Source organism: Nocardioides oleivorans (genome assembly GCF_004137255.1).
Lineage (GTDB): Bacteria > Actinomycetota > Actinomycetes > Propionibacteriales > Nocardioidaceae > Nocardioides > Nocardioides oleivorans.
The window spans coordinates 1,024,814-1,046,290 of sequence record NZ_SDWT01000001.1 but is presented as its reverse complement, the minus strand read 5'-3'; the positions used below and the strand labels follow the sequence as shown (position 1 = coordinate 1,046,290).

At 73.1% G+C, this 21,477-nt stretch carries 23 protein-coding genes; 10 read left to right on the top strand and 13 right to left on the bottom strand.

Translation table 11 applies throughout. The features are described 5' to 3' along the window. Window positions 1–71 precede the first annotated feature (71 nt). Window positions 72–758: a VOC family protein gene (locus EUA93_RS05015; RefSeq protein WP_129399134.1), complete on the top strand. Its 687-nt coding sequence runs from the start codon at window positions 72–74 to the stop codon at window positions 756–758. Window positions 759–770: 12 nt separating this feature from the next. On the opposite strand, the gene EUA93_RS05010 is transcribed toward EUA93_RS05015, so the two are convergent. The 8 genes from EUA93_RS05010 to EUA93_RS04975 are packed head-to-tail and all read right to left on the bottom strand — an operon-like array spanning window position 771 to window position 9,394. Further along, on the bottom strand, window positions 771–2,285 hold the full coding sequence (locus EUA93_RS05010; RefSeq protein WP_129399133.1) for a sodium/solute symporter: 1,515 nt from the start codon (window positions 2,283–2,285) through the stop codon (window positions 771–773). Continuing rightward, window positions 2,282–2,680, bottom strand: a complete 399-nt coding sequence (locus EUA93_RS05005; protein WP_129399132.1) for a hypothetical protein — start codon at window positions 2,678–2,680, stop codon at window positions 2,282–2,284. Before EUA93_RS05005 ends, EUA93_RS05010 begins: the two co-directional genes overlap by 4 nt. A gap of 10 nt (window positions 2,681–2,690) precedes the next feature. Beyond that, window positions 2,691–3,404: a LytR/AlgR family response regulator transcription factor gene (locus EUA93_RS05000; protein ID WP_129399131.1), complete on the bottom strand. Its 714-nt coding sequence runs from the start codon at window positions 3,402–3,404 to the stop codon at window positions 2,691–2,693. Then, a complete protein-coding gene (locus tag EUA93_RS04995; protein ID WP_129399130.1) occupies window positions 3,401–4,531 on the bottom strand; it encodes a sensor histidine kinase in 1,131 nt (376 codons plus the stop codon). The genes EUA93_RS05000 and EUA93_RS04995 overlap by 4 nt, the downstream gene beginning before the upstream one ends. Window positions 4,532–4,552: 21 nt before the next feature. After that, window positions 4,553–5,770, bottom strand: a complete 1,218-nt coding sequence (locus EUA93_RS04990) for a hypothetical protein (RefSeq protein ID WP_129399129.1) — start codon at window positions 5,768–5,770, stop codon at window positions 4,553–4,555. Between the two features lie 59 nt (window positions 5,771–5,829). Beyond that, a complete protein-coding gene (locus tag EUA93_RS04985) occupies window positions 5,830–7,200 on the bottom strand; it encodes a calcium-binding protein (protein WP_129399128.1) in 1,371 nt (456 codons plus the stop codon). Between the two features lie 19 nt (window positions 7,201–7,219). Continuing rightward, window positions 7,220–8,071: a class I SAM-dependent methyltransferase gene (locus tag EUA93_RS04980; protein WP_129399127.1), complete on the bottom strand. Its 852-nt coding sequence runs from the start codon at window positions 8,069–8,071 to the stop codon at window positions 7,220–7,222. Between the two features lie 36 nt (window positions 8,072–8,107). Continuing rightward, a complete protein-coding gene (locus EUA93_RS04975; protein WP_129399126.1) occupies window positions 8,108–9,394 on the bottom strand; it encodes a hypothetical protein in 1,287 nt (428 codons plus the stop codon). An 88-nt stretch (window positions 9,395–9,482) separates the two neighbouring features. Here EUA93_RS04975 and EUA93_RS04970 point away from each other — a divergent pair, with 88 nt between their 5' ends. Both EUA93_RS04970 and EUA93_RS04965 read left to right on the top strand, forming a co-directional pair. Further along, window positions 9,483–10,208 (top strand): hypothetical protein, encoded by a 726-nt coding sequence (locus tag EUA93_RS04970; RefSeq protein WP_129399125.1) that lies wholly within the window; start codon window positions 9,483–9,485, stop codon window positions 10,206–10,208. A gap of 19 nt (window positions 10,209–10,227) precedes the next feature. Then, window positions 10,228–10,944 carry a Fic family protein gene (locus tag EUA93_RS04965; RefSeq protein WP_129399124.1) on the top strand — a complete coding sequence of 239 codons (717 nt, stop codon included), beginning with the start codon at window positions 10,228–10,230 and terminating at the stop codon, window positions 10,942–10,944. Between the two features lie 358 nt (window positions 10,945–11,302). Here the strand turns inward: EUA93_RS04965 and EUA93_RS04960 are convergent, their stop codons facing one another. The 3 genes from EUA93_RS04960 to EUA93_RS04950 are packed head-to-tail and all read right to left on the bottom strand — an operon-like array spanning window position 11,303 to window position 15,829. Further along, complete coding sequence (locus EUA93_RS04960) at window positions 11,303–12,097, bottom strand: HAD family hydrolase (protein ID WP_129399123.1); 795 nt, start codon at window positions 12,095–12,097, stop codon at window positions 11,303–11,305. Between the two features lie 40 nt (window positions 12,098–12,137). Next, window positions 12,138–13,598 carry a mechanosensitive ion channel domain-containing protein gene (locus EUA93_RS04955; RefSeq protein ID WP_129399122.1) on the bottom strand — a complete coding sequence of 487 codons (1,461 nt, stop codon included), beginning with the start codon at window positions 13,596–13,598 and terminating at the stop codon, window positions 12,138–12,140. Next, the gene (locus EUA93_RS04950) at window positions 13,595–15,829 is read right to left on the bottom strand and encodes an adenylate/guanylate cyclase domain-containing protein (protein ID WP_129399121.1); all 2,235 of its coding nucleotides are present in this window, start codon (window positions 15,827–15,829) and stop codon (window positions 13,595–13,597) included. The genes EUA93_RS04955 and EUA93_RS04950 overlap by 4 nt, the downstream gene beginning before the upstream one ends. A 205-nt stretch (window positions 15,830–16,034) precedes the next feature. On the opposite strand from EUA93_RS04950, the gene ssd reads away from it, so the two are divergent. From ssd to EUA93_RS04930, 4 genes are read left to right on the top strand one after another with little or no spacing between them, the layout of a single operon-like run. Beyond that, window positions 16,035–17,045, top strand: a complete 1,011-nt coding sequence (ssd, locus tag EUA93_RS04945; protein WP_129399120.1) for a septum site-determining protein Ssd — start codon at window positions 16,035–16,037, stop codon at window positions 17,043–17,045. Continuing rightward, window positions 17,042–18,205, top strand: coding sequence for a TadA family conjugal transfer-associated ATPase (locus EUA93_RS04940; RefSeq protein ID WP_129399119.1), 1,164 nt, complete (start codon window positions 17,042–17,044; stop codon window positions 18,203–18,205). The genes ssd and EUA93_RS04940 overlap by 4 nt, the downstream gene beginning before the upstream one ends. After that, window positions 18,202–18,888, top strand: a complete 687-nt coding sequence (locus EUA93_RS04935) for a type II secretion system F family protein (protein WP_165355063.1) — start codon at window positions 18,202–18,204, stop codon at window positions 18,886–18,888. Before EUA93_RS04940 ends, EUA93_RS04935 begins: the two co-directional genes overlap by 4 nt. Next, on the top strand, window positions 18,885–19,571 hold the full coding sequence (locus tag EUA93_RS04930) for a type II secretion system F family protein (protein WP_129399117.1): 687 nt from the start codon (window positions 18,885–18,887) through the stop codon (window positions 19,569–19,571). The genes EUA93_RS04935 and EUA93_RS04930 overlap by 4 nt, the downstream gene beginning before the upstream one ends. A gap of 33 nt (window positions 19,572–19,604) precedes the next feature. Here EUA93_RS04930 and EUA93_RS04925 read toward each other — a convergent pair whose 3' ends face one another. Next, the gene (locus EUA93_RS04925) at window positions 19,605–20,078 is read right to left on the bottom strand and encodes a GNAT family N-acetyltransferase (RefSeq protein ID WP_165355062.1); all 474 of its coding nucleotides are present in this window, start codon (window positions 20,076–20,078) and stop codon (window positions 19,605–19,607) included. A gap of 173 nt (window positions 20,079–20,251) precedes the next feature. Here EUA93_RS04925 and EUA93_RS04920 point away from each other — a divergent pair, with 173 nt between their 5' ends. Genes EUA93_RS04920 through EUA93_RS04910 form a run of 3 tightly spaced genes read left to right on the top strand, consistent with a single transcriptional unit; the run spans window position 20,252 to window position 21,167 of the window. Next, on the top strand, window positions 20,252–20,470 hold the full coding sequence (locus tag EUA93_RS04920; RefSeq protein WP_129399115.1) for a DUF4244 domain-containing protein: 219 nt from the start codon (window positions 20,252–20,254) through the stop codon (window positions 20,468–20,470). After that, a complete protein-coding gene (locus EUA93_RS04915; protein WP_129399114.1) occupies window positions 20,470–20,832 on the top strand; it encodes a TadE/TadG family type IV pilus assembly protein in 363 nt (120 codons plus the stop codon). The genes EUA93_RS04920 and EUA93_RS04915 overlap by 1 nt, the downstream gene beginning before the upstream one ends. Further along, entirely contained in the window at window positions 20,829–21,167 is a 339-nt protein-coding gene (locus EUA93_RS04910) for an Rv3654c family TadE-like protein (RefSeq protein WP_129399113.1), read from the top strand. Before EUA93_RS04915 ends, EUA93_RS04910 begins: the two co-directional genes overlap by 4 nt. 4 nt (window positions 21,168–21,171) lie before the next feature. Here the strand turns inward: EUA93_RS04910 and EUA93_RS04905 are convergent, their stop codons facing one another. Next, window positions 21,172–21,471: a hypothetical protein gene (locus EUA93_RS04905; protein WP_129399112.1), complete on the bottom strand. Its 300-nt coding sequence runs from the start codon at window positions 21,469–21,471 to the stop codon at window positions 21,172–21,174. Between the last annotated feature and the right edge of the window lie 6 nt (window positions 21,472–21,477).

Sequence of the window (21,477 nt, the reverse complement as noted above, 5' to 3'; positions counted from 1 at the left end):
CGCCACAATTGTGTGGAGGTTTTGTTGATTTGAGTGGCAGATCACACACGCGGTCGCCCTACGCTGCCCAGATGGCTGTCCGACTGCACGCACTGACGATCCTGGCCGCCGATCCCGTCCGGTCCGCCCAGTTCTGGGGCGACCTCCTCGGCTGGGACGTCGACGGGGTGGCGCTCGTCCCGCGCGACGGCACGCCCTTCGAGGTGCACCTCGAGCCGTGGCTCGAGCCCCTCGTGCTGCCGACCCAGGTCCACCTCCACCTGAGCAGCAGCTCCGCCTCCCAGCAGGAGACCGTCGCCCGCGCGCTGGCGCTCGGCGCCAGCCACGTCGACGTCGGCCAGCAGCCCGACGAGGACCACGTGGTGCTCGCCGACCCCGACGGCGTTCCCTTCTGCGTGATCGAGGAGGGCAACCGCTGGATGGCCGGCACGCCCTTCCTCGGCGAGGTCGCGTGCGACGGGACGCGGGAGGTCGGCCTGTTCTGGAGCGCGGCGATCGGCTGGCCGCTGGTGCACGACGAGGACGGTGAGACCGCGATCCAGCCCGCCGACGGCGGTCCGAAGATCGCCTGGGGCGGCGAGCCGCTCGACGCCCGGGTCGGGCGCAACCGGATGCACTTCGTGCTGGTGGCCGACGACCTCGACGCCGACGTCGCGCGCCTCGTGGAGCTGGGGGCGAGGGAGGTGGCCCGGGCGGACGACGGGGACGTCGAGATGGCCGATCCCGACGGCAACGAGCTCCACGTCCGACCGGCGTAGTCCCCCTGGGCGTCAGCGCTGCAGCTCGACCGCCTCGGGGGTGTGGAGGCGGACCATGAAGCGGTTGGCGTGGGCCGGGACCGAGGCCCGGGTCAGGTGCGACACGACGACCATCGTCGCGAGCGACGCCGGCACCGACCAGGCCGCCGGCTGCCCGAGGAGCGCGGCCGACCAGCCCGACGACGTCGACGAGGCGAGGGTCCAGGCGACGGCGGCACCCGACCCGAGGCCGCCGACGAGGAGCCCCGCGACAGCGCCGGTCGGGGTGAGCCCGCGCCACCAGATGCCGAGCATCAGCAGGGGCGCGAAGGTCGACGCGGTCACCGCGAACGCCAGGCCCACGGTCCGCGCGACCGGCACGTCTTGGGCGGGCAGCGAGAGCAGGAGGGGTACGACGACAGCGATGGCCGCCGCGACCCGGAAGGCGGCGACCCCGCCGAGCCGGCGGGAGCCCCACCGCCGACCCGTCACGTCCTGCGACAGCACGCCCGCGACGGCGATGGTCAGCCCCGAGCTCGTCGAGAGGAAGGCCGCGAAGGCTCCGGCCGTCACGAGTCCGGTGAGCACGGCGCCGAGCACCCCGCCGACCACCAGGTTCGGCAGCTCGAGCACGAGCACGTCGGACCGGCCGTCCGCGAGATCGGGAGCGTAGAGCCGGCCGAGGGCGCCGTACACCGGCGGGAGCACGTAGAAGATGCCCAGCAGACCCAGGACCGCGAGCGTCGTACGACGTGCGGCGCGGCCGTCGGGGTTCGTGTAGAACCGCACCACCACGTGCGGCAGCCCCATCGTCCCGAGGAACGTCGCCACGATCAGGGAGTACGTCGTGTAGAGCCCGATGCCGCCTCCCGGCGAGGCGAGCGGGATCGACCACGACGCGGGTGCCGAGGCGGACGGGTCGGCGGCGCCGTCCGAGACCCACACCGCGAGCAGGATGCAGACCGGGATGAGCAGGGCGGTGAGCTTGAGCCAGTACTGGAAGGCCTGCACGAAGGTGATCGACCGCATCCCGCCGGGGCTCACCGACGCGAGCACGACCATCGCGACGACCAGCGAGCCGGCCCAGGTCGGCGCGCCGATCGTCGAGCGCAGCGTCACCCCGGCGCCCTGGAACTGCGGCAGCAGGTAGAGCCAGCCGATGCCGACGACCAGGACCGAGCAGAGCTTGCGCACACCTCGGGAGCCGAGCCTGGCCTCGGCGAAGTCGGGCAGCGTGTAGGCCCCCGACCGGCGCAGCGGCGCGGCCACGAGCACCAGCAGGACGAGGTAGCCCGCGGTCCAGCCGACGGGGTACCAGAGCATCTCCGCGCCGAAGGTGAGCAGCAGGCCGGCCACGCCGAGGAACGAGGCTGCCGAGAGGTACTCCCCGCCGATCGCGCTCGCGTTGAGACGTGGTCGCACGGTCCGCGAGGCCACGAGGAAGTCGCTGGTGGTGCGCGAGATCCGCAGCCCCCACGTGCCGATCGCCAGCGTCGCGAGCGAGACCAGGACGACGGCGACGACGCCCGGGACGACGTCGGCGTTCACCGCTGGTCCTCGTCGGCCGTGGCGGTCTCCCCGACCAGGTCGGCGAAGTCGCGCTCGTTGTGCTCGGCCCGCCGGACGTAGACCCAGCCGAGCACGAGCAGCCAGGGATAGGTCAGCACGCCCAGCACGAGCCAGGCGAGCGGCACCGGTCCGACCTCGACCTCGCCGAGCGCGGGGTGGAGGTGGAACACCAGCGGGACCAGTCCGAGCGTGAGGGCCAGTGCTGCGAGCACCCGCAGCGCCAGCACGAGCTGCTCGCGCAGCAGCGAGCGCATGAAGACCTCTCCGAGGGCGGTCTCGGCGTCGATCTCGCGCGCCCCCGGAGTCCGTACGACGCCCGCGCGACGCCGCGGCGGCCCCGTGACCCGCACCCGGGGCGGGGGCGTCTCGGTCACGGTGCGCCCCTCACGGGGTCCGCTTCGTCAGCACCGAGCGGAGCTCGCGGGTGTGGCGTCGAGACACCGGCAGCTCGGTGCCGCCGACCACGACGCTGACCCGCCCGGCCTCGCTGCGCACCTCCTCGACGTGGGGGAGGGCGACGAGCACGGAGCGGTGGATCCGGACGAAGCCGGCCGAGGCCCACTGCTCGGCCAGCGACGTCAGCGGCGTGCGGACCAGGTGCGAGCCGTCGGCGGTGTGCAGCCGCGCGTAGTCGCCCTGGGCCTCGACGTGGGTGATCTCGGAGCGGTTGACGAACCGCGTCACCCCGCCGCGCTCGACGGGGATCTGCACGTCACCCGAGGGTGTCGGGCCGCCGGCCTCGACCACGCGGCGTACGGCCTCGGCGAGACGCTCCTCGCGCACCGGCTTGAGGACGTAGTCGACGGCGCGCAGCTCGAAGGCGGCGACGGCGTGCTCCTCGTGCGCGGTGACGAAGACGATCGGCGGCGGGTTCTTGAAGCGGGAGAGCACCTGGGCGAGGTCGAGGCCGGTCAGCCCGGGCATCTGGATGTCGAGGAAGACCGCGTCGACCTCCTCGGCCTGGAGCACCCGCAGCGCGTCTGTCGCGGAGTCGCTGCCGCGCACCTCGCCGATGCGCGGGTCGCGGCCGAGGAGGAAGGTGAGCTCGTCGAGGGCGGGGCGCTCGTCGTCGATGACGAGGACCTTCAGAGCAGTCATACCTGGACTCCCGGGGCGAACTTCGGCACCCGCACGATCACCTTGGTGCCGGCGCCGGGCGCGGTCTCGACGACCAGACCGTAGTCGTCGCCGTAGGCGTTGCGCAGCCGCGCGTCGACGTTGCCGAGACCGACCGAGTCCACCGACGCGTCGCCGGCCAGGGCCTGGCGGACGCGCTCGGGGTCCTCGCCGGTGCCGTCGTCCTCGACCTCGATGACGCACTCCTGGTCGAGGTCGCGCGCCGTGATGTGGAGCCGGCCGACGCCGTCCTCCTTGTCGGCGCTGGCCTCGAGCCCGTGGCGCACGGCGTTCTCCACCAGCGGCTGGACGCACAGGAACGGCACCGCCACCGGGAGCACCTCGGGCGCGACCTGCAGGGTGACCTGGAGCCGGTCGCCGAAGCGTGCCTGCTCGAGGAGGAGGTAGCGCTCGACCGAGCGGAGCTCTTCTGCGAGCGTCGTGTACTCGCCGTGGCGGCGGAAGGAGTAGCGCGTGAAGTCGGCGAACTCCAGCAGCAGCTCGCGCGCCCGGTCGGGGTCGGTGCGCACGAAGCTGGCGATCGCGCCGAGCGAGTTGTAGATGAAGTGCGGGCTGATCTGCGCCCGCAGCGCGCGCACCTCGGCCTCCATCAGCCGGGTGCGGGAGAGGTCGAGCTCGGCGAGCTCGAGCTGCCCGCTGACCCACGACGCGACCTCGTCGGCGGCGCGGACGAGCCCGCCCGTGGTGTGCGGGGCGCCGACGACGAGCGCCCCGACGAGCGTGTCCTCGGCGACCAGCGGGCTGACGATCGCCTGCCGGACCTCGCAGCCGCCGTCGTCGCAGACCAGGGTCCGCTCGTCGACGATCATCGTGCGTCCGGTCTCCGCGACCTGCTGGATCGTGGGCACGAGCTGGGCCTTGTGGTGGCCGCCGAGGCCGTCCCACGCGAGCAGCCCGCTCGTGTCGCCGAGCCCGGCGGCCGGGGTGCCGAGCAGTGCGCGCAGGTGGCGCACGGACCGCTCGGCGCTCGCGCTCGTCAGGCCTTCACGGAGCGCCGGGCTCGCCAGCGAGGCGTTGTGCAGCGCACGGAAGGTGGCGCGGTCGGTCTCCCCGCCCAGCGACGTACGCCGCCACCTCCACCTCGCCACGCACGTGACCCTAGTCGGGGCTCAGCGCTCGCAGCCGACCATCTTCTCCGCCACGCAGCGGTCGCGGCCCGGGCCACCGTCGGCCCGGTCGCGGCCGCGACCACCGACGAGCGTGTCGTCCCCCCGGTCGCCGAGGAGCACGTCGTGGCCGGCGTCGCCGAAGATGGTGTCCTCGCCGCGCGTGCCGCTGAGCCGGTCGTTGCCCGGCCCGCCGTCGATGCGCGCGGTCGGGCGGCAGTCGAAGGTGGTCTCGAAGACGGCGTCGAAGGTCGCGCGGCGCACGACGTCCGCGCCCTGGTGTGCCTGGACGACGGCACGGCAGGCGAGGTAGCGGAGGGTGTTGCCGCCGGACGTGCCCGTGAGCACCACCCTCGGCGCCGCGACCTCGGCGTCCTCGAAACCGGTGACCGGGACGCGGTAGGGCGAGGCGACGTCGACGAGCAGCCGCCGGCGCTCGAGGTCGAGCGCCAGGTCGGTGTCCTCGGACGAGACGGCGAGGAGGTCGCGTCCCGGACCGCCGTCGATCCGGCTGCCCTGCGCCGGGCCGAGCCCCGCCCGGTAGCTGTCGTCGCCGTCACCGAGGTCGATGGCGACCGGTGTCGGCACGGCTGTCTGGTCGACGACGAGCTCGTCGGCGTCGGAGCCGAGGAAGGTGAGCGGCCGGGCCTCCTTGGAGTGGCCGAGCCAGAACTCCTCCAGACCGGTCCACGTGGCGCGCACCTGCCCGTCGGAGGTGAGCCGCCCGGCGACGTTGTCGATCGCTGCGGCCCCCGGGCCGGTCGTGACGAAGAGGCCGTCGGACCCACCTGCGGCGCTGATGACGTCGGGCGTGGCGGAGGCAGGGTCGGGGTAGTCGACCGTCACGCGGTCGTCGGCGGACCCGCCCAGGAAGATGTCGGCGCCGGAGCCCAGCGTCGCGAAGACCGCCTGCTCCGGCGAGGTGGTGCCGTCGACGAGGTCGTCGCCGCCGCCGGTGTCCACCAGGATCCAGTACTGCATCTTCCCGGTCACGCACACCACGTCGTCCCCGCCGAGGGTCCTCACGTCGGTCGCGCCGTTCGTGACGACCACGTCGGGACCCTCGGTGCCGTTCAGCGGCGCGTCGGGTGTGCCGATGATCGTGGCGGCCGCACCTCGGCAGGTCTCGCCGGCGGCGCTCGCCGTTGCGGCGAGCGAGGCGGGGACGACCAGGGCGGCGCCCAGTGCGGCCGCAGCGGTGAGTGACGTCGTACGACGCATGTGAGTTCCTCCCGGGGACACGAGCTGCCCTACGTCCGATGAGCGGACCCTAGTCGGGCTCAGCGCTCGCAGCGGTTCTTCTGCTCGGCCACGCAACGGTCGGGGCGACCGGGGCCGCCGTCGGCCTTGTCGCGGCCCTTGCCGCCGATGAGCCTGTCGGCGCCGTCCTTGCCGGAGAGCGTGTCGTTGCCGGGGCCGCCGACGATCGTGTCGTCGCCGCCGTAGCCCTCGAGGTCGTCGCTGCCCTGGCCACCGTCGATCCGGTATCCCTCGGGACACTCGGGCCTCGACTCGAACCAGGCGTCGTAGGACCGGTGCGCGACGTCGTCGCCGCCCCGGCCCCGGATGCTGCCGGTGCAGGCCGAGAAGAAGAGGTGGTTGCGGCCGTTGTCGCCCTTGATCCGGACGCTGTTCGCGTGGAGCTCGGCGTCCTCGAAGTCCTCGACCGCCGCCAGCCGCGGCCCTGCTCCGTCGTCGCGGCCGCTCCGGAACCGCCCTGACCCGAGGTCGAGGCTGAAGACGGCGCTGCGGTCCATGGCGTAGAAGAGGTCGCGCTGGGCGCCACCGTCGACGGTGCTGCCGTCGAGCAGGACGGAGCCGGTGATGAAGGTGTCCTTGCCGCCGGCCATGGAGGCGCGCACGACGGCGCGGTCGGCGTACGACACCAGGCTCTCGTCGGCGTCCGTTCCCCGGAACGTGAGGTCGATCGGGTCATGGTGGGTCGTCGAGATCGTGAAGCGCTCGAGGCCGGACCACGACAGGGACGGTTGACCGTCCAGCGTCGACCGGCCGACGCTGTTGTCGACCACGAGCGTGTGACCCGAGGTCGGCAGCGCGAGCGTGTCGGCGCCGGCGCCGCCCGCGACGCTGCCGCCCGCCGAGGGGATCCCGTTGTAGGTCAGGTAGTCGTCACCGCCCCCGAGGTCGACCACGTCGGTGTTGGGCACGCCGGACTGTCCGCTCCTGAGGGAGTCGCGGCCCCCGCCGCCGACGAGGACGTCGTGGTCGGCGTCGATCGGCAGGAAGTCGCCGTCGCGTGCGCCCGCCTCGAGGTAGTCGGTGCCCGCTCCGCCGTAGAACGTGTCGGACCCGGCGCCGAGGAGGCCGTCGGCCGGCCAGTCGGGTGCGGCCGTCCCGTCGACGACGTCGTTGCCGTCACCCGTGTCGATCGCGACCGGGCGGTAGCCGCTGCGCTGGTCCGGGCCGGTGATGCACACCAGGTCGTCGCCGCCCAGGGTCTTCACGTCCTGGCTCCGGTTGGTCACGACGACGTCGCGACCCTCGGTGCCCACGATCGCCACCCGTGGACCGCCGACGATGGTCGCGGCCTCGCCGCGGCAGGTCTCGCCCGCGGCGCTCGCGGTCGTGGTGGGCGCGAGCAGGGCCAGGCCCAGCAGGGTCGCGGCGGTCAGCGAGGTCGTACGACGCATGGGTCCCCCCGTGGAGCAGCTAGCGGAAGTCGATGAGCAGCATGTCGGTGTCGGTGCCGTCGCTCACGACCGGTCCCTCCTGTGACGGGTCCTCGTCGCCGGAAGTTGCCGGCTCGTCGGGATCGACCACGACGGCGCGGTAGCAGCGGGTGACGTAGGGGATCTGCATGCCGTCCATGCCGCGGCCGTACTCGTCGTAGAACGCGAGCACCTTCGACAGGTTCTCCGACCGCTCGGCCTCACCCATGACCGCGAAGTTCGACCGCGAACGCGCCAGGTCGAGGATCGACTCGCGGTTGACCTCCTGCCAGTTCTTGAAGGTCGTCTCCTCCGTCTCCGCGAAGAGCTCGCTCTCGCCGAGGAGCCGGGCGGAGGAGGTGTCACGGTCCTGGATGCCGAGGAGGTCGCCCATCTTGCGCACCCACGGGATCCGCTCGTCGCGGCTGTTCCACACGAGCGCGAGGTGGCCGCCGGGCTTGAGCACCCGGGCGATCTCGGCGAGCGCGACCTCGTGGTCGAACCAGTGGAAGGCCTGCGCGACCACCACCACGTCGACCGAGCGGTCGTTGGCCGGGATCTCCTCGGCGGTCGCGACCTTGGCGCTCACCTCGGGCACCCGCTCGCGCAGGATCGCCAGCATCGCCTCGTCGGGCTCGGTGGCGAACACGGCGTGGCCCTGGTCGACGAGGTCGCGAGTCAGCTTGCCGGTGCCGGCGGCCAGCTCGAGGACCACCTTGGCCTCGCCGCCCATCAGCCAGGTGATCGCCTCGGCGGGGTACGACGGACGCCCGCGGTCGTAGGCCTCGGCCACCGACCCGAACGAACGGGAGCGGTCGACGTGGGAGGGGCTCTCGGGCTGATCGTCGCTCATCCCGCTCAGGTTACAAGCGCCGGAGCGCCCGTGCGATCAGCGACGTACCTCGCAGCTGATGCGCACCTCGGCCTGGCAGGTGTCGCGGCTCTGGCGCCCGTTCGCCCTGTCGCGGCCCGGGCCGCCTACGAGCACGTCACCTCCCGCCGAGCCCACGAGCACGTCGTTGCCGGGACCACCGAGGAAGGTCGTCCGACGCCCCTTGCTGCACTCGACCCGAGCGCCGTCCGGGGTGTTGATGAAGGCGGTGATGTCGTCACGGCCACCCAGCCCACTCACGGTCGCTCGGCAGGCGTTGACCTCGAGGTCGTTGGCGCGGCCGGTGCCCGTCAGCGTGACCGTGGAGGATGCGAGGCGCGCATCCTCGAAGCTGTTGGCCTCGGTGCGGACGGCCTTCCTGCCCGACCCGATCGTCAGCTCCTCGCGCGCCAGGTCGAGGTCGATGCGCGACCGTGAGCCGGCGATGAGCTCGTCGGTGCCGTCGCCGCCACTGAAGCTGCTCTTCGCGGAGAAGAGCCCGATGCCCAGCCGGTCGTCTCCGCCGCCGAGGGCGACCTTCTGCTCGACCTTCGCGCTGGTGTCCCACCCGAGGCCGACGCTCTCGTCCAGGTCGCTGCCCAGCACCGTGACCTGGCGCAGGGTGCGGTAGCCGCGGACGGTGAACACGGTGAATCCGTCGAGGTCGAGCCGGGGGCCAGATCCCGTCGACAGGTAGCCGGCCCGGGTGTCGATCTTCAGGCGGGCGACCTCGTTGTCGTAGATCATCTGGAACGTGCTGCCCGTCCCGGCGTGGGCGACGCTCGCCGAGGTGGGGATGCCGCTCCAGAAGAGCTGGAGGGTGCTGCCGCCACGGATCTCGTCGGCGTTCTCCTCGCCGCCCCTCCCGGAGGCGACGGTGTCGAACCCGCCGAGCCCGACGTCGATGACGTCGCGCTCGGTGTCCCGGTTGTCGCCCTCGCCCGCGGTCACGTAGTCCGAGCCCGCCGAACCGAGGTAGGTGTCGGCCCCGGCTCCGAGCGTTGCGCTCGTGCCCACGGTCGCGAGCGTGGCGTCGACGACATCGTCGCCGGCTCCTCCGTAGACACTGGTGTTGGTGTCGCCCGTGATGCAGACCAGGTCGTTGCCACCCAGGGCGTTCACGGTGAGCGCGTCGTCGGCGACGATCACGTCGTTGCCCTCCGTCCCCGTGAGCGTGCCGGTCCCGGAGATGGTCGCGGCGACCCCCCGGCAGGTCTCGCCGGCTGCACTGGCCGGCGAGACAACGGCGGACAGGGATGCCGCGAGGGCGACCGTGGTCAGGACGGGGACGAGCGAGCGCATCATGGGCCTTCCGAGATCGGGTTCGAGCGTGGGTACGACGCCTGTGACGTGGCGCCGACCCAGAAAGTTGTCGAGCCCTACGCTGGCCTGCGTGAGCTCGTTCGAACGCCTCGACGCGGGGCCGGTCGCCGACACCGTCGCGCGCCTCGAGTCTCGCATCGCCGCACGGTTCCCCGACCGCGGGCTGCTCGCGGTCGTGGGCGAGCTCGGTGTGCTCACCGCCGACGTGGCGGAGGGGTCGTCGGCGATCCGGGTCCGGCTGAGGTGGGTCCGGCTGGCCTCGCGCCTGGCCGCGGTCGTCGTACTCGTCGCGACGGTGACGATCTTCGGGCTCGCCCTCCGCGACGCCGTGCGGATCGGCCCGGAGCGCACCTTCGAGTGGGTGCCGCTGATCGAGTCCGCGATCAACGACCTGGTCTTCGCGGGCCTGGCGCTCTGGTTCCTCTACGCGCTGCCGCAGCGCCTCGAGCGCGGACACCTGCTCGACCTGCTGCACCGGCTCCGCTCGCTGGCGCACATCGTCGACATGCACCAGCTCACCAAGGACCCCGAGCGTCTGCGCCCGGACTTCGTGAAGACCGACACGATGGTGAAGGTCGACCTCGACCGCGGCGAGATGGAGCGCTACCTCGACTACTGCTCGGAGATGCTCTCGCTGATCGGCAAGGTCGCGGCGCTGTGTGCCGAGGAGTCGCGCGACTCGCTGGTGCTGACGACGGTGAGCGACCTGGAGACGCTGACGACCGGGATGTCGCGCAAGATCTGGCAGAAGATCTCGCTGCTCCCGAGCGAGGGTGCCCGGCCGGTCGCGGACTGAGCCAACTAGCGTCCTGCCCATGACCGACCCGCTCGCCTGGCTCATCGACCTCGAAGGGGTCCCGTCGGCCTACGCCGGCGTCCGCGACGGGATCGACGTGATGCTGCGCGACCGCGGCCTGCGTCGTACGTCGCCGGAGATGACCGCCGAGTCGCTGCTGCGTGGCGCCCACGCGAGCGCCGTCCTCGAGGGCTCGGCGTCGTCGCTGGACGAGGTGCGCGCGGGCTCCGGTGACGAGATCGCCACCGACGCGGTGCGGCTGTCCGCCTCGATGCTCGCCCTCGCGCCCCTGCTCGAGACCGCACCGCTCCAGGCGATCGCGCGGCTGCACGCCGTCGTCGGCGCCGGCTCCCTCGACCCCGAGCAGCTCGGCCGTCCGCGCGACGCCGCGTCGGCCGATCGGCTGCGCGGCGTCGCCGAGCTCCTGCTCTCCGGCACGTCGGCCCCGGCCCTCCTCGTCGCGGCTGTGGCGCACGCCGACGTCGCGACCGCCGCCCCGTTCGCCTCCCACAACGGCATCGTCGCCCGGGCCCTCGAGCGGCTCGTGCTGGTCTCCCGTGGCGTGGACGCCAAGTCGCTCGTCGTGCCCGAGGCCGGACACCTCCACCACCGGGCGGCGTACGAGTCGAACCTCCGGGCCTACAGCGACGGCGGCCCCCGCGGGGTCCACGCCTGGGCGATCTACGGGGCCGAGGCGTTCTCGGCCGGGGCCGAGGCCTCGCCGCTGCGGGGATAGTCCAGTGCGAGCTGGTCGCCCGATCCCACGGCCGGCGGCGTCAGCAGGGAGACCTGCGGACGTGCGAGCGGCACCCGTTCGCGTGGATCGGGTGCCGCCGCTGACACGTGACGCCTGGCTACCAAGCGTGCTCTTCTCAATCGCTGCCTCGGGCAGATCCCGATCGGTCAGCACCCCATCGGATGGGTGGATCGCCGCGTGGGTACCTGGTTCACGTGTTGCCTGTGGAGTTGGTGCTTCAGTTCTAGCCCTGTCGTGGGACAGTCACAAGCCTTGACTTTGGGAGCGTGCGGTGAGCGTCCGATGACCGTTCAGTAGCGGGTCCCGACGACCTCGTACGACGTCCGCGCGCCGGCGTTCAGTCGGGCCCGCGGCGCCTCCGGTTGGCCCAGATCACCCCGCCGGCCGCCACGGCACCGCCCACGGCGAGCGCCGCGAGGGTCGGCCTCGCCGGCGGCACGGGGATCCGGCGGCGCAGCGCGACGGGCCGGACGAAGCTGAGCACCGGCCAGTCGCGCTCGTGCGCGATGCGGCGCAGCTCCTTGTCGGGATTGACGGCGAACGGGTGGCCGACGACGTCGAGCATGTGGACGTCGGTGACCGAGTCGCTGTAGGCGAAGCACTCGTCGAGGTCGTAGCCCATGGTCGCGGCCAGGTGCTCGATCGCGCGGGCCTTCTCCTCGGCGTAGGCGTAGTAGTCGATGGTGCCGGTGTACTTCCCGTCGACGATCTCCATGCGGGTCGCGATGACCCGGTCCGCGCCCAGCATCTCGCCGATCGGCTCGACGACCTCGGCACCCGAGGCGGACACGATCACGACGTCACGCCCGGCCGCACGGTGCTCCTCGATCAGGCTGACGGCCTCGTCGTAGACGAGCGGCTCGACGATGTTGTCCAGCGTGTCGTGGACGATCTCGCGCACCGTCGCCACGTCCCAGCCGGCGCACAGCTGCGACATGAACGCGCGCATCTTGTCCATCTGGTCGTGGTCGGCGCCGCCGGTGAAGAAGACGAGCTGGGCGTAGGCCGAGCGCAGCATCGCGCGCCGTGAGATGAGCCCACCGGCCTGGAACTCCCGGCTGAACGCGAGCGTGCTCGACTTGGCGATGATCGTCTTGTCGAGGTCGAAGAATGCCGCGGTGGGGCGGGTCATGCCGCCATCGTAGGGGTGGGGTCCGACGGTGGCAGGAGGTTCAGGCCGAGGCCCGGTCGGTGCCGGCGCGGGTCGCCGGCGCGACCACGACGGCCAGCGAGTCGCCGGTGTTGACCGACTCGAAGGCCTCCCGACGCTGCCGCTCACGCACGGCGACGAGGTTGTTGAGGGTGCGGGCCACGATCGGCTTGCTCGCGACGAGCCGGTCGACCGCGTCGAGCGGCACCTGGAGCACGTCGACGTTGGTCAGTGCGCGGCTCGACATGGTGGCCCGCTGGCGCAGCAGCGCGTCCGAGCAGACCACGTCGCCGACCTCGAGGTCGGCCACGTCGAGGCTCGCGGCGTCGTCGGTCGCCGCGCTGAGGCGGACGGACCCCGACACGATGAAGGCGAAGCGTTCGGGCACCCGGCCCTCGCGCAGCATCACCTCGCCGCTGCCGTAGGTCTCCACCTCGCACACGAGGGCCATCGCCTCGATGTCCTCCTCGGTGAGGTCGAGGGTGGGTCGCACCTTCTCCAGCGCGCCCACGACGACCTCGCGCGGGTGCTGGACGAACGACTCGCCGTCGAGGGAGAGCTCGTGGCGCCGCGAGGAGTACCAGAGCCAGGTCAGGAAGAGGGACTGCGCCGTCGAGGCCTGACCGGCGGAGACGAGCGGGATGGTGGTGGCGTACGCCCCGTCCCCGACGAGCTTGACGGTGGGCGTCGCTCCCGGCCGCAGCGACGGCAGCCCCGACGCCACCGCGAGCAGCGTCGTCGTCACGTCGTGCGGGCTGTCGGACTTGCTGAAGCTGGTGGTGAGGACGAGGTCGTGGGCCGGCGTCGGACGGCTGAAGTTGGAGAACGACGCCCCGGCGAGGGTCGCGTTGGGGATGACCTGCACCCCGCTGCCGATGTCGAGGTGGGTCGAGCGCCAGTTCATCTCGACGACCTTGCCCGTGACGCCGCCGACGTCGAGGGTGTCGCCGATGCGGAACGGCTGCTCGAAGAGCAGGAGGAGTCCGGAGACCACGGACCCGATCGCGTTCTGGAGCGCGAGACCGATGACGATCGATCCGACTCCGAGGGTGGCCCAGAGGCCGCCGACGTTGAGCCCCCAGACGTACGACGCCACGATGGCGGCGCCGGTCACCACGAGGATCAGCCGGGCGAGGTCGACGAAGATGCTCGGCAGCCGGTCGCGCCACGTGCCGTCACTGGCGTTGCCGAAGAGCACCGCGTTGAGCCCGCCGAGCGCCACCATCACGGCGAGCACGCCGACCAGCGTCGCCACGACGCGTACGCCGTTGTTCTCGCTGGACCGCTCGCCGACCTGGGTCAGCACGATGTAGAGGCCGGCCAGCGGCAGCAACCAGATGCGCAGCCGGTTGACTGGCCCGGCGAGCGCGTTGCCGCGGCGGGTCAGCCGCAGGTGGAGCTCGGAGAGGAGGAGCACCGCCACCGGCAGGCCGACGATGACCCCCACGACCCAGGGGAACCACGGCTGCGCGGTGAGGTTCACGACGGGCTCCCGCTGCCCGGCCGGACCGACCAGACCGGGACGGTGGTGTCGCCCTCGGTGACGGTGCCGGACTGCTGGAAGGCATAGCCCCCGCCGAGCCGCTGCTTCACCTCGTCGGTGACGTAGATGCCGGGCTCGCCCGCCGCCGTCCGGACGCGGTAGGCCAGCTCGACCGAGTCTCCCCAGAGGTTGTAGACGATGTCGCTGCGCCCGACGATGCCCGAGCTGACGCTGCCGGTGTTGATGCCTGCGCGCATCGAGAGCGACGAGCCGTTCTGGGAGTTGAAGCGCTCGACCATGTCGGCCACCGACAGCGCGAAGTCGACGACCCGGCGGGCGTGGTCGACCCGCTGGACGACGAGCCCGGACGAGGCGACGTAGCCCGTGCCGACCTGACGTACCTTCTCGATCCCCGCCGAGCGGGCCGCCTCGTCGAAGCCGCGGGACAGGCCGTTGAGCAGGTCGAGCGACTCCTTGGCCGACTTGCGGCGCGAGAAGGCGTCGAAGCCCTCGACCTCGACGTAGACGACGGACACGTCCTCGTGCTCCGCGGAGATCTCGGTCTCGCCGCCGCGGTACCGCTCGGCGAGCGGCGCGGGCATGATGCCGCCGAGGATGCGGGAGTTCTCCGCCTGCTGGGCCTCGAGCAGCCGCTGCTTGGAGTTGAGGCTCGACGACATGTCGTTGAAGGCCGCGCCGAGGTCGCCGAACTCGTCGCGGCGGTTGCCGCTGTCGACCTGGGCGCCGAGGTCGCCCCCGGCCACCGCGCGTACGCCGTCGACGAGCCGGTTGAGCGGGATGGTGAAGACGCGCGCCATCAGGATCGACGCCGCGCACACCAGCAGGATCACCAGGGCGGTGGCGATGAGCAGGTTGCGGGCGAAGTCGTTGATCGGGGCAAGGGCCTCGTCGGCACTGATCTTGGTGACGAGCGACCAGGCGAGGCCCGGGATGTCGGCGGGCTGGTAGGCGGCGAGCACGTCGTGGCCGAGGTAGTCGGTGGTCTCGATGGTGCCGTCCTGCCCCCGGCCGGCCCGCTCGGCCGGGGTCGAGCGGTCCTGCAGGAGCAGCATGGTGCGCTGGGTCGCCATGATGAGGTCGACGGTGTCGGCGCTGTTGCCGGCGTTGATCGCCTCGTCACGGAACTCCTCGCCGTCGGTGAACAGCTCGCGGGAGTCCGTGCGCAGCGTCTCGTCGGGGCCGACGAGGTAGGCCTCGCCGGTGTCGCCGAGGCCCTGGAACTCGCCGGCCTGCGCATCCCCCGACAGGACACCGTTGATCTTCTCCGAGGACAGCTCGTAGACCAGGACGCCGGTGAGCCGGCCCTCCGTGCCGATCGGGGAGGCGATGAACATCGTCGGCGCGCCGTAGGACGGGAGGTAGGACTCGAAGTCGGCCGTCGCGACGAAGTCGCGCGAGTTGGAGCGGACCGAGTCCTGGAACACCTGCTGCAGGCCGCCGGAGCGGAAGTCTCCGGTGACGATGTTGGTGCCGAGCTCGGCGCCCTTGTAGAGCGAGTAGACGATGTTGCCGTCACCGTCGAGCATCAGCACGTCGTCGAGCCCCAGGCTCTCGCCGACCGCGCGGAAGTACGGGTTGAAGCGGGCGTTGGCCGCCGACCAGGCCGAGCCGTCGCCGGCGTCGTCGAGCCCGGCGACCTCGTCGAAGTCGGTGGAGGAGATCGTGTAGTTGGCCTGGAGGTAGCCGGTCGCCCCGCCCCGCGGCACGAAGCCCGCGGCGTCGAAGTCGCCACCGGTGCCGTTGTTGAGGTGGGGGATGTAGGTGTCGGAGTAGAACGACTCGAGGTCGGCCTGCTGGGCGTCGGACACCTGCGCGCCGTCGAGCTCGCGGAAGGCGCTGTTGAACGCGCGCGAGGCCTCGACGCCGACGCCCTGGCTGTCGAGCACCACCGCACCGCGCTGGTTGGCGACGAAGTCCTGGATCGCCTTCAGCCGCTCGTCGCCGACCTCGCTGAGCCGGGAGTACGTCGCGTCGCGCAGCGAGTCGGTGCCCGAGCGGAAGCCGAACCAGCCGACGATCACGGTGGAGATGATGCTGGTGAGCAGCAGCATCAGCAGGAGCTTGCTCTGGATGCTGCCGATGCCGTTGGGCAGCAGGCGCCGGCGGGGGCGCTCGTCGGCAGCAGCGGGGACGCCGGGGACCGGCGCCGGCGGTGAGGGCGCGTCGCCCGGGCTCGCGGCCTCCGGTTCGGCTACCAGCTTCTCCGTCATCGACACCCTCCCCCGAACGTGTGAACCCGTGGAAAGTAGCACCAGAATTGGGTACGGCATCAGCCCCTCGGACGCATCGTGGACACGGGTGACGGTCGTCTCCGAGGGGCCACGAACCGTCCACAGGTGGCCCGTCCTCGGCGTTCTCCACAGGGACCGCCCGTCCGCGCTGGTCGTCGTCGGCGGGCGGCGCGAGGGTCGGCGCATGGCTGTCCTGCTCCTGACCGGTTCCCCGTCCGTCCACGAGGTCGTCGTGCCGTTGTGCGCCGCCGCGGGCGTCGGTGCCGAGGTGTCGTCCACGCCCGCGCTCGCGCTGCCCGCCTGGGCGGAGGCCGACCTCGTGCTCGTGGGCGCCGACCTCGCGACGGCGGTCGCGGACCTCGCACCGCCGCGTCGCCCGGGCGTCCACGTGGTCGCCCATGCACCCGACGACGCGGTGTTCCGCAGCGCGCTCGAGATCGGTGCGTCCTCGGTGCTCGACCTCTCGTCGGGCTCGGCCTGGCTGGCCGACGCCCTCGCCGACGTCGGTGAACGGGCCTCGCCGGGCCGGGTGGTCGGCGTCGTCGGGGGAGCCGGTGGTGCCGGGGCGACCACGCTGGCCTGCGCGCTCGCCCAGTGGCAGTCCGGACGTACGCCGACGTTGCTCGTCGACGCGGACCCGCTCGGTCCCGGGCTCGACCGGCTCCTCGGGATGGAGGACGTGGCGGGAGTGAGGTGGGAGGGACTCGTCGACACGGCCGGGCGGCTGGGGGCCCGCGCCCTGCGCGAGAGCGTGCCTCGCACCAACGGGCTCGGGGTGCTGACCTGGTCCGGGTTGCGTCGACGCCTCGACGTGCCGACGCTGCGCCGGATCCTGCCCTCGGCGGCGCGCGGTCACGACCTCGTCGTGCTCGACCTCGCCCGTCAGGGGCCCCACCTGTCCGAGCTCGCGGACCGGTGCGACGACCTGCTCGTGGTGACGCCCGCGACGCTCCCCGGGCTGGCCGCGACGGCACGACTGGTGGCCGAGCTGCGACGCGACACCGGTGCGGGCCTGGTGCTCCGCCCCGGCTCGGTGAGCGACGCCGACGCCACCCACGTGACCGGCCTCCCCGTGGTGGCGGCCGTCGCGGACCAGCGCGGGCTCGCCGCCGCGGTCGACCGGGGCCTCGGACCGCTCGGCTCACGCGGTCCGCTCCTGCGCGCCGCCCGCGACCTGCTGCCGGTGGCCGCATGAGCGCGCCGGTCCCGGCCGCGGTCCTCGACGACGTACGCCGTCGGCTGGCGGGCTCCGCCGGTGACCTGACGCCGCACCGGGTGGCCGAGGCGTTGCGGGCCTCCGGGTCGCCGGTCGGCGACGCGACCGTGCTCGCGGTCCACGACCTCCTGCGCCGCGACGTGCTCGGGGCCGGCCCGCTCGAGGACCTGCTCCGGCTGCCGGACGTCACCGACGTCCTCGTCAACGGCCCGGACGACGTGTGGATCGACCGCGGTGCCGGGCTCGAGCGGGCGTCGGTCTCCTTCCCCGACGACTCCTCCGTGCGCCGCCTCGCGCAGCGGCTGGCGGCGTCGGCGGGCCGGCGACTGGACGACGCGACGCCCCACGCCGACGTCCGGCTCCCCGACGGGACGCGGTTCCACGCCGTGCTGGCCCCGGTCGCACGGACCGGGACGGTGCTCTCGCTGCGCGTGCCGCGGGGTCGGGTGTGGACACTCCCCGAGCTCGTCGCCGCGGGAGCCCTGCCGCCCGACGGCGCCTTCCTGCTGGAGGAGCTGGTCGACGCGCGGTGCGCGTTCCTGGTCACCGGCGGCACGGGAACCGGCAAGACCTCGGTCCTGTCGGCGTTGCTGTCCCTCGTCGACCCCGGTGAGCGGATCGTGCTCGTCGAGGACGCCAGCGAGCTGCGGCCCGACCACCCGCACGTCGTCGCGCTGGAGGGGCGACCGGCCAACATCGAGGGCGCAGGGGCGATCTCCCTGCAGACACTGGTGCGGCAGGCACTGCGGATGCGCCCGGACCGACTCGTGGTCGGGGAGGTCAGGGGCGCCGAGGTCGTCGACCTGCTGGCGGCCCTCAACACCGGTCACGGCGGCGGGTGCGGCACGCTCCACGCCAACTCGGCGGCCGACGTGCCGGCCCGGATCGAGGCCCTGTCGCTGGCCGCCGGGCTGCCGCGCGAGGCGGCGCACAGCCAGCTGGCCTCGGCGCTCGACGTCGTGATCCACTTGGGGCGAGGCCGCGACGGACGCCGGCGCGTGCTCGAGCTCGGTGTGCCCGAACGGGACAGTGCCGGCCTCGTGGCGCTGCGGACCGCCGCCAGCTTCGAGCCCGACCGGGTCGTGCGTGGGCCTGCGGCGGCGGCGCTCATGGCGCGTCTGGGTGGGGTGGCGTGGTGAGCATCGAGCCGGCCTGGGTCGCCGCAGCGGTGCTGGCGCTCGCCGTCTTCGCCCTGGTGCCCCACGGCACCACGATCCCGGCGTCCCGGGTGCGCGGTCCTCGGGCCGGTCGGTGGAGGTGGCGGTGGCGTCCCGGTCGACGGCGGACGGTCGCCGAGGACCGGGCCGCGGTGCTCGAGCTCTGCGACCTGCTGGCCGCCGAGCTCGCAGCGGGCCGGCCGCCAGGATCGGCGCTCGCGTCGGCGAGCGAGCGCTGGGCGCCCCTGTCCGCTGCGGTGGAGGCGTCACGGCTCGGCGCCGACGTGCCGGAGGCCCTGCGGCGGCTGGCCTCCGAACGACCCGGGGCCTCCGACCTCCGATGGGTGGCCGCGGCCTGGCAGGTGGCCCAGGACTCCGGTCACGGGTTGGCGGCCGCCCTCGAGCGCACGGCGGCGGGACTCCGGGTCCGCCGGCGCACCCGGCGTCTCGTCGACTCCGAGCTGGCCTCGGCGCGAGCGACCGCTCGACTCGTCGCCGCCCTGCCGGTGGCGGTCCTGCTCATGGGATCGGGCGCAGGCTCGGACCCGTGGTCCTTCCTCCTCACCACACCGATCGGGTGGCTCTGCCTCGTCCTGGGGATCGGCCTGCTCGCGCTCGGCCTGTGGTGGATCGAGCGTCTGGCCGACCGAGCGGCCGCGCCGTGACCTGGCTCAGCGTGCTGTGCCTGGCGCTGGCGGTCGCGGTGGTGGTCCCTCCGGTCCCGCGGGTCGATCGGCCGCGGTCACCGTCCGGTCCGCCCGTCCGGTCGCTGGCCGCCGTGGGTGCCGGCGCCGGCGCGTGGTTGCTCGTCGGGGGCCTGCCCGGAGCGGCAGCCGGAGTCATCGCGGCCGTGGTCGCCCGCCGGGTGCTCGCGAATGCCGAGCCCTCCTCGGTGCGGCGTGACCGGGAGGAGACCGAGCGCACGCTGCCCCACCTCGTCGACCTCTTCTCCTCCACCCTGCGGGCCGGGGCCGAACCCGTCGCCGGCCTGGCGCAGGCGTGCGCCGCCCTGCCGGGCCCCGCGTCCGACCGGCTCGCAGTCGTCGTCGAACGGTCACGGTGGGGCGCGTCCGGTGCCGAGGCCTGGTCGTCGGTCGCTGCCGACGACGTCCTCGCACCGCTGGCCCGCGCGATGGTCCGGTCGCAGGCGACCGGCGCCTCGGTCGTGCAGACCGTCGAACGCCTCGCCGACGAGCTCGAGCGCGAGTCGCTCGCCCGGGCCGAGGACGCCGCGCGCAAGGTCGGGGTCTCCGCGGCGGTCCCGCTCGGTGTCTGCCTGCTCCCGGCGTTCCTGCTGCTCGGCGTCGTGCCGACGGTCGCGTCCCTCTTCAGCACCGTCGCGCCCTGACCTCGCGGCTCGGGCTGACGGAGCGCGGAGGCGTCAGCCGTCGTGGCGCATCCGGCGCTCACGCGGAGCGTCGGTCGGCCAGCCGTCCGGGACGCCGAGGTCGGTGAACCCGGCGCGCGTGTAGGACCGGATCGCGGCCTCGTTGTCGTCGCGCACCATCAGGAAGGTCGGCTTGTCGCCTGACGCGGCCCAGGCGACCACCTCCTCGATGAGCCGTCCGGCCAGCCCGGTGCCGCGCTGCTCGGGCGCCACCCACATCGAGATCAGCTCGACCCGGTCCCCGGCGTCGGCTCCGGAGACCACGCCGACGGGCCGGGTGCTGCTGCGCGCGACGACCGTGAGCGGAACGTCGACCAGTCGCCGGCGCCAGCGGTCCTCGGCAGCGTCCACCCAGTCGTCGTACGTCGCCCCGAACGCACCGGGTGCGTCGCGCAGCGATGCGAGCCGGACGTCGCGGAACTCCTCCCACTCGTCGGGCCCGATCCGGACGATCTCGATCTCGCTCACGAGCCCGAGGCTAGCCAGCGCAGGGTCCCGGAGCGCGCCACATTCCGTCCACAGGAGCCCCGATCCGGCCATCGTCCCCAGCCTGCGCCGGTCCCGGATGCGCTGGTCGGTCGTTCGTCGAAGGCTGGGTGCGTCGGGGCTCACCGGGAGCCTCGCGACGAGAGGGGGAAGCGATGAAGGTCGGGACCAAGAAGGTCGGGACGAAGAAGGTCGGGACGGAGAAGGACGCCGCGCGCGACGAGGCGGGCATCACGACCGCGGAGTACGCCGTCGGCACCGCGGCCGGCGCCGGGTTCGCCGGACTGCTCTACACGCTGCTCACCGGGAGCTTCGGCGACCAGCTGCTCGAGCGGCTGTTCAAGCACGTCATGGGCCTGCTCGGCATCGGCTGATGGCGAGGCGGGCTCGGGACCAGGCCGGCGCGGCGACCGCCGAGCTCGCGCTGGGGATCCCGCTCCTGGTGGCGCTGACGGCCGGGCTCGTCTGGATGCTGGCGGTCGGCGCCGCCCAGGTCCGGGTGATCGACGCGTCGCGGGAGGCCGCGCGTGCTGTCGCCCGGGGTGACGACCCCACCTCGGCCGAGGCGGTCGCGCTGCGGATCGCGCCGGACCCCGCACGGGTCTCGATCGCGGTGGGTGACGCTCAGGTGGTCGTGACCACGAGTGCCCGGGTCTCGGGGCCGGGTGGGCTGCTCGGGGCGCTGCCGGGGGTCACCGTGTCCGCCGAGGCGACCGCCCTGGTGGAGGAGCCGTGACGCGGCTGCGCGGCGAGGACGGCGGTGCGACGGTGCTGGTGGTCGCCATGGCGGGCGTGCTGATGTTCGTGATGCTCGGCCTGGGTGCCGCCGGAGGCCTGGTCACGGCCCAGCGCCGGGCACAGGCGGCGGCCGACCTCGCGGCCCTCGCCGGGGCGACGACGAGCGATGACGCGTGCGTCGAGGCGGCGCGGGTCGCCACGGGCAACGACGCGGTCCTGGACCGGTGCGTCGTGACGGGCGACGAGGTCACCGTCGAGGTGTCGGTCGCCGGGCCGGACGTCCCGTGGCAGGAGGTCAGGGTGAGCGCCGAGGCGAGGGCCGGGCCCGGCTGAGGCGTCAGGCGGGGTCCTCGTGGCCGTCGGCACGTCGCTCGGCCTCGACCCGCTCGAGCTTGGCGTTGAGCTGGTTGAGCTCCTTGCGCTCCTTGCGGTGCGCGAGGCTGCGCTTGGTGCCCCACTTGAGGATCGCGAAGCCCCACAGGATGGCAGCACCGGCGCCCACGCCGACGAAGAACGACTCGAGCGTGGTGACGTCGAAGCCGAGCAGCTCGCCACCGGTGCCGGGCTGGCTGACGAAGAGGGCGGAGAGGATCGCGATGCCGCCGATGATGATGAGTCCCAGACCGATGATGACCATGGTGCC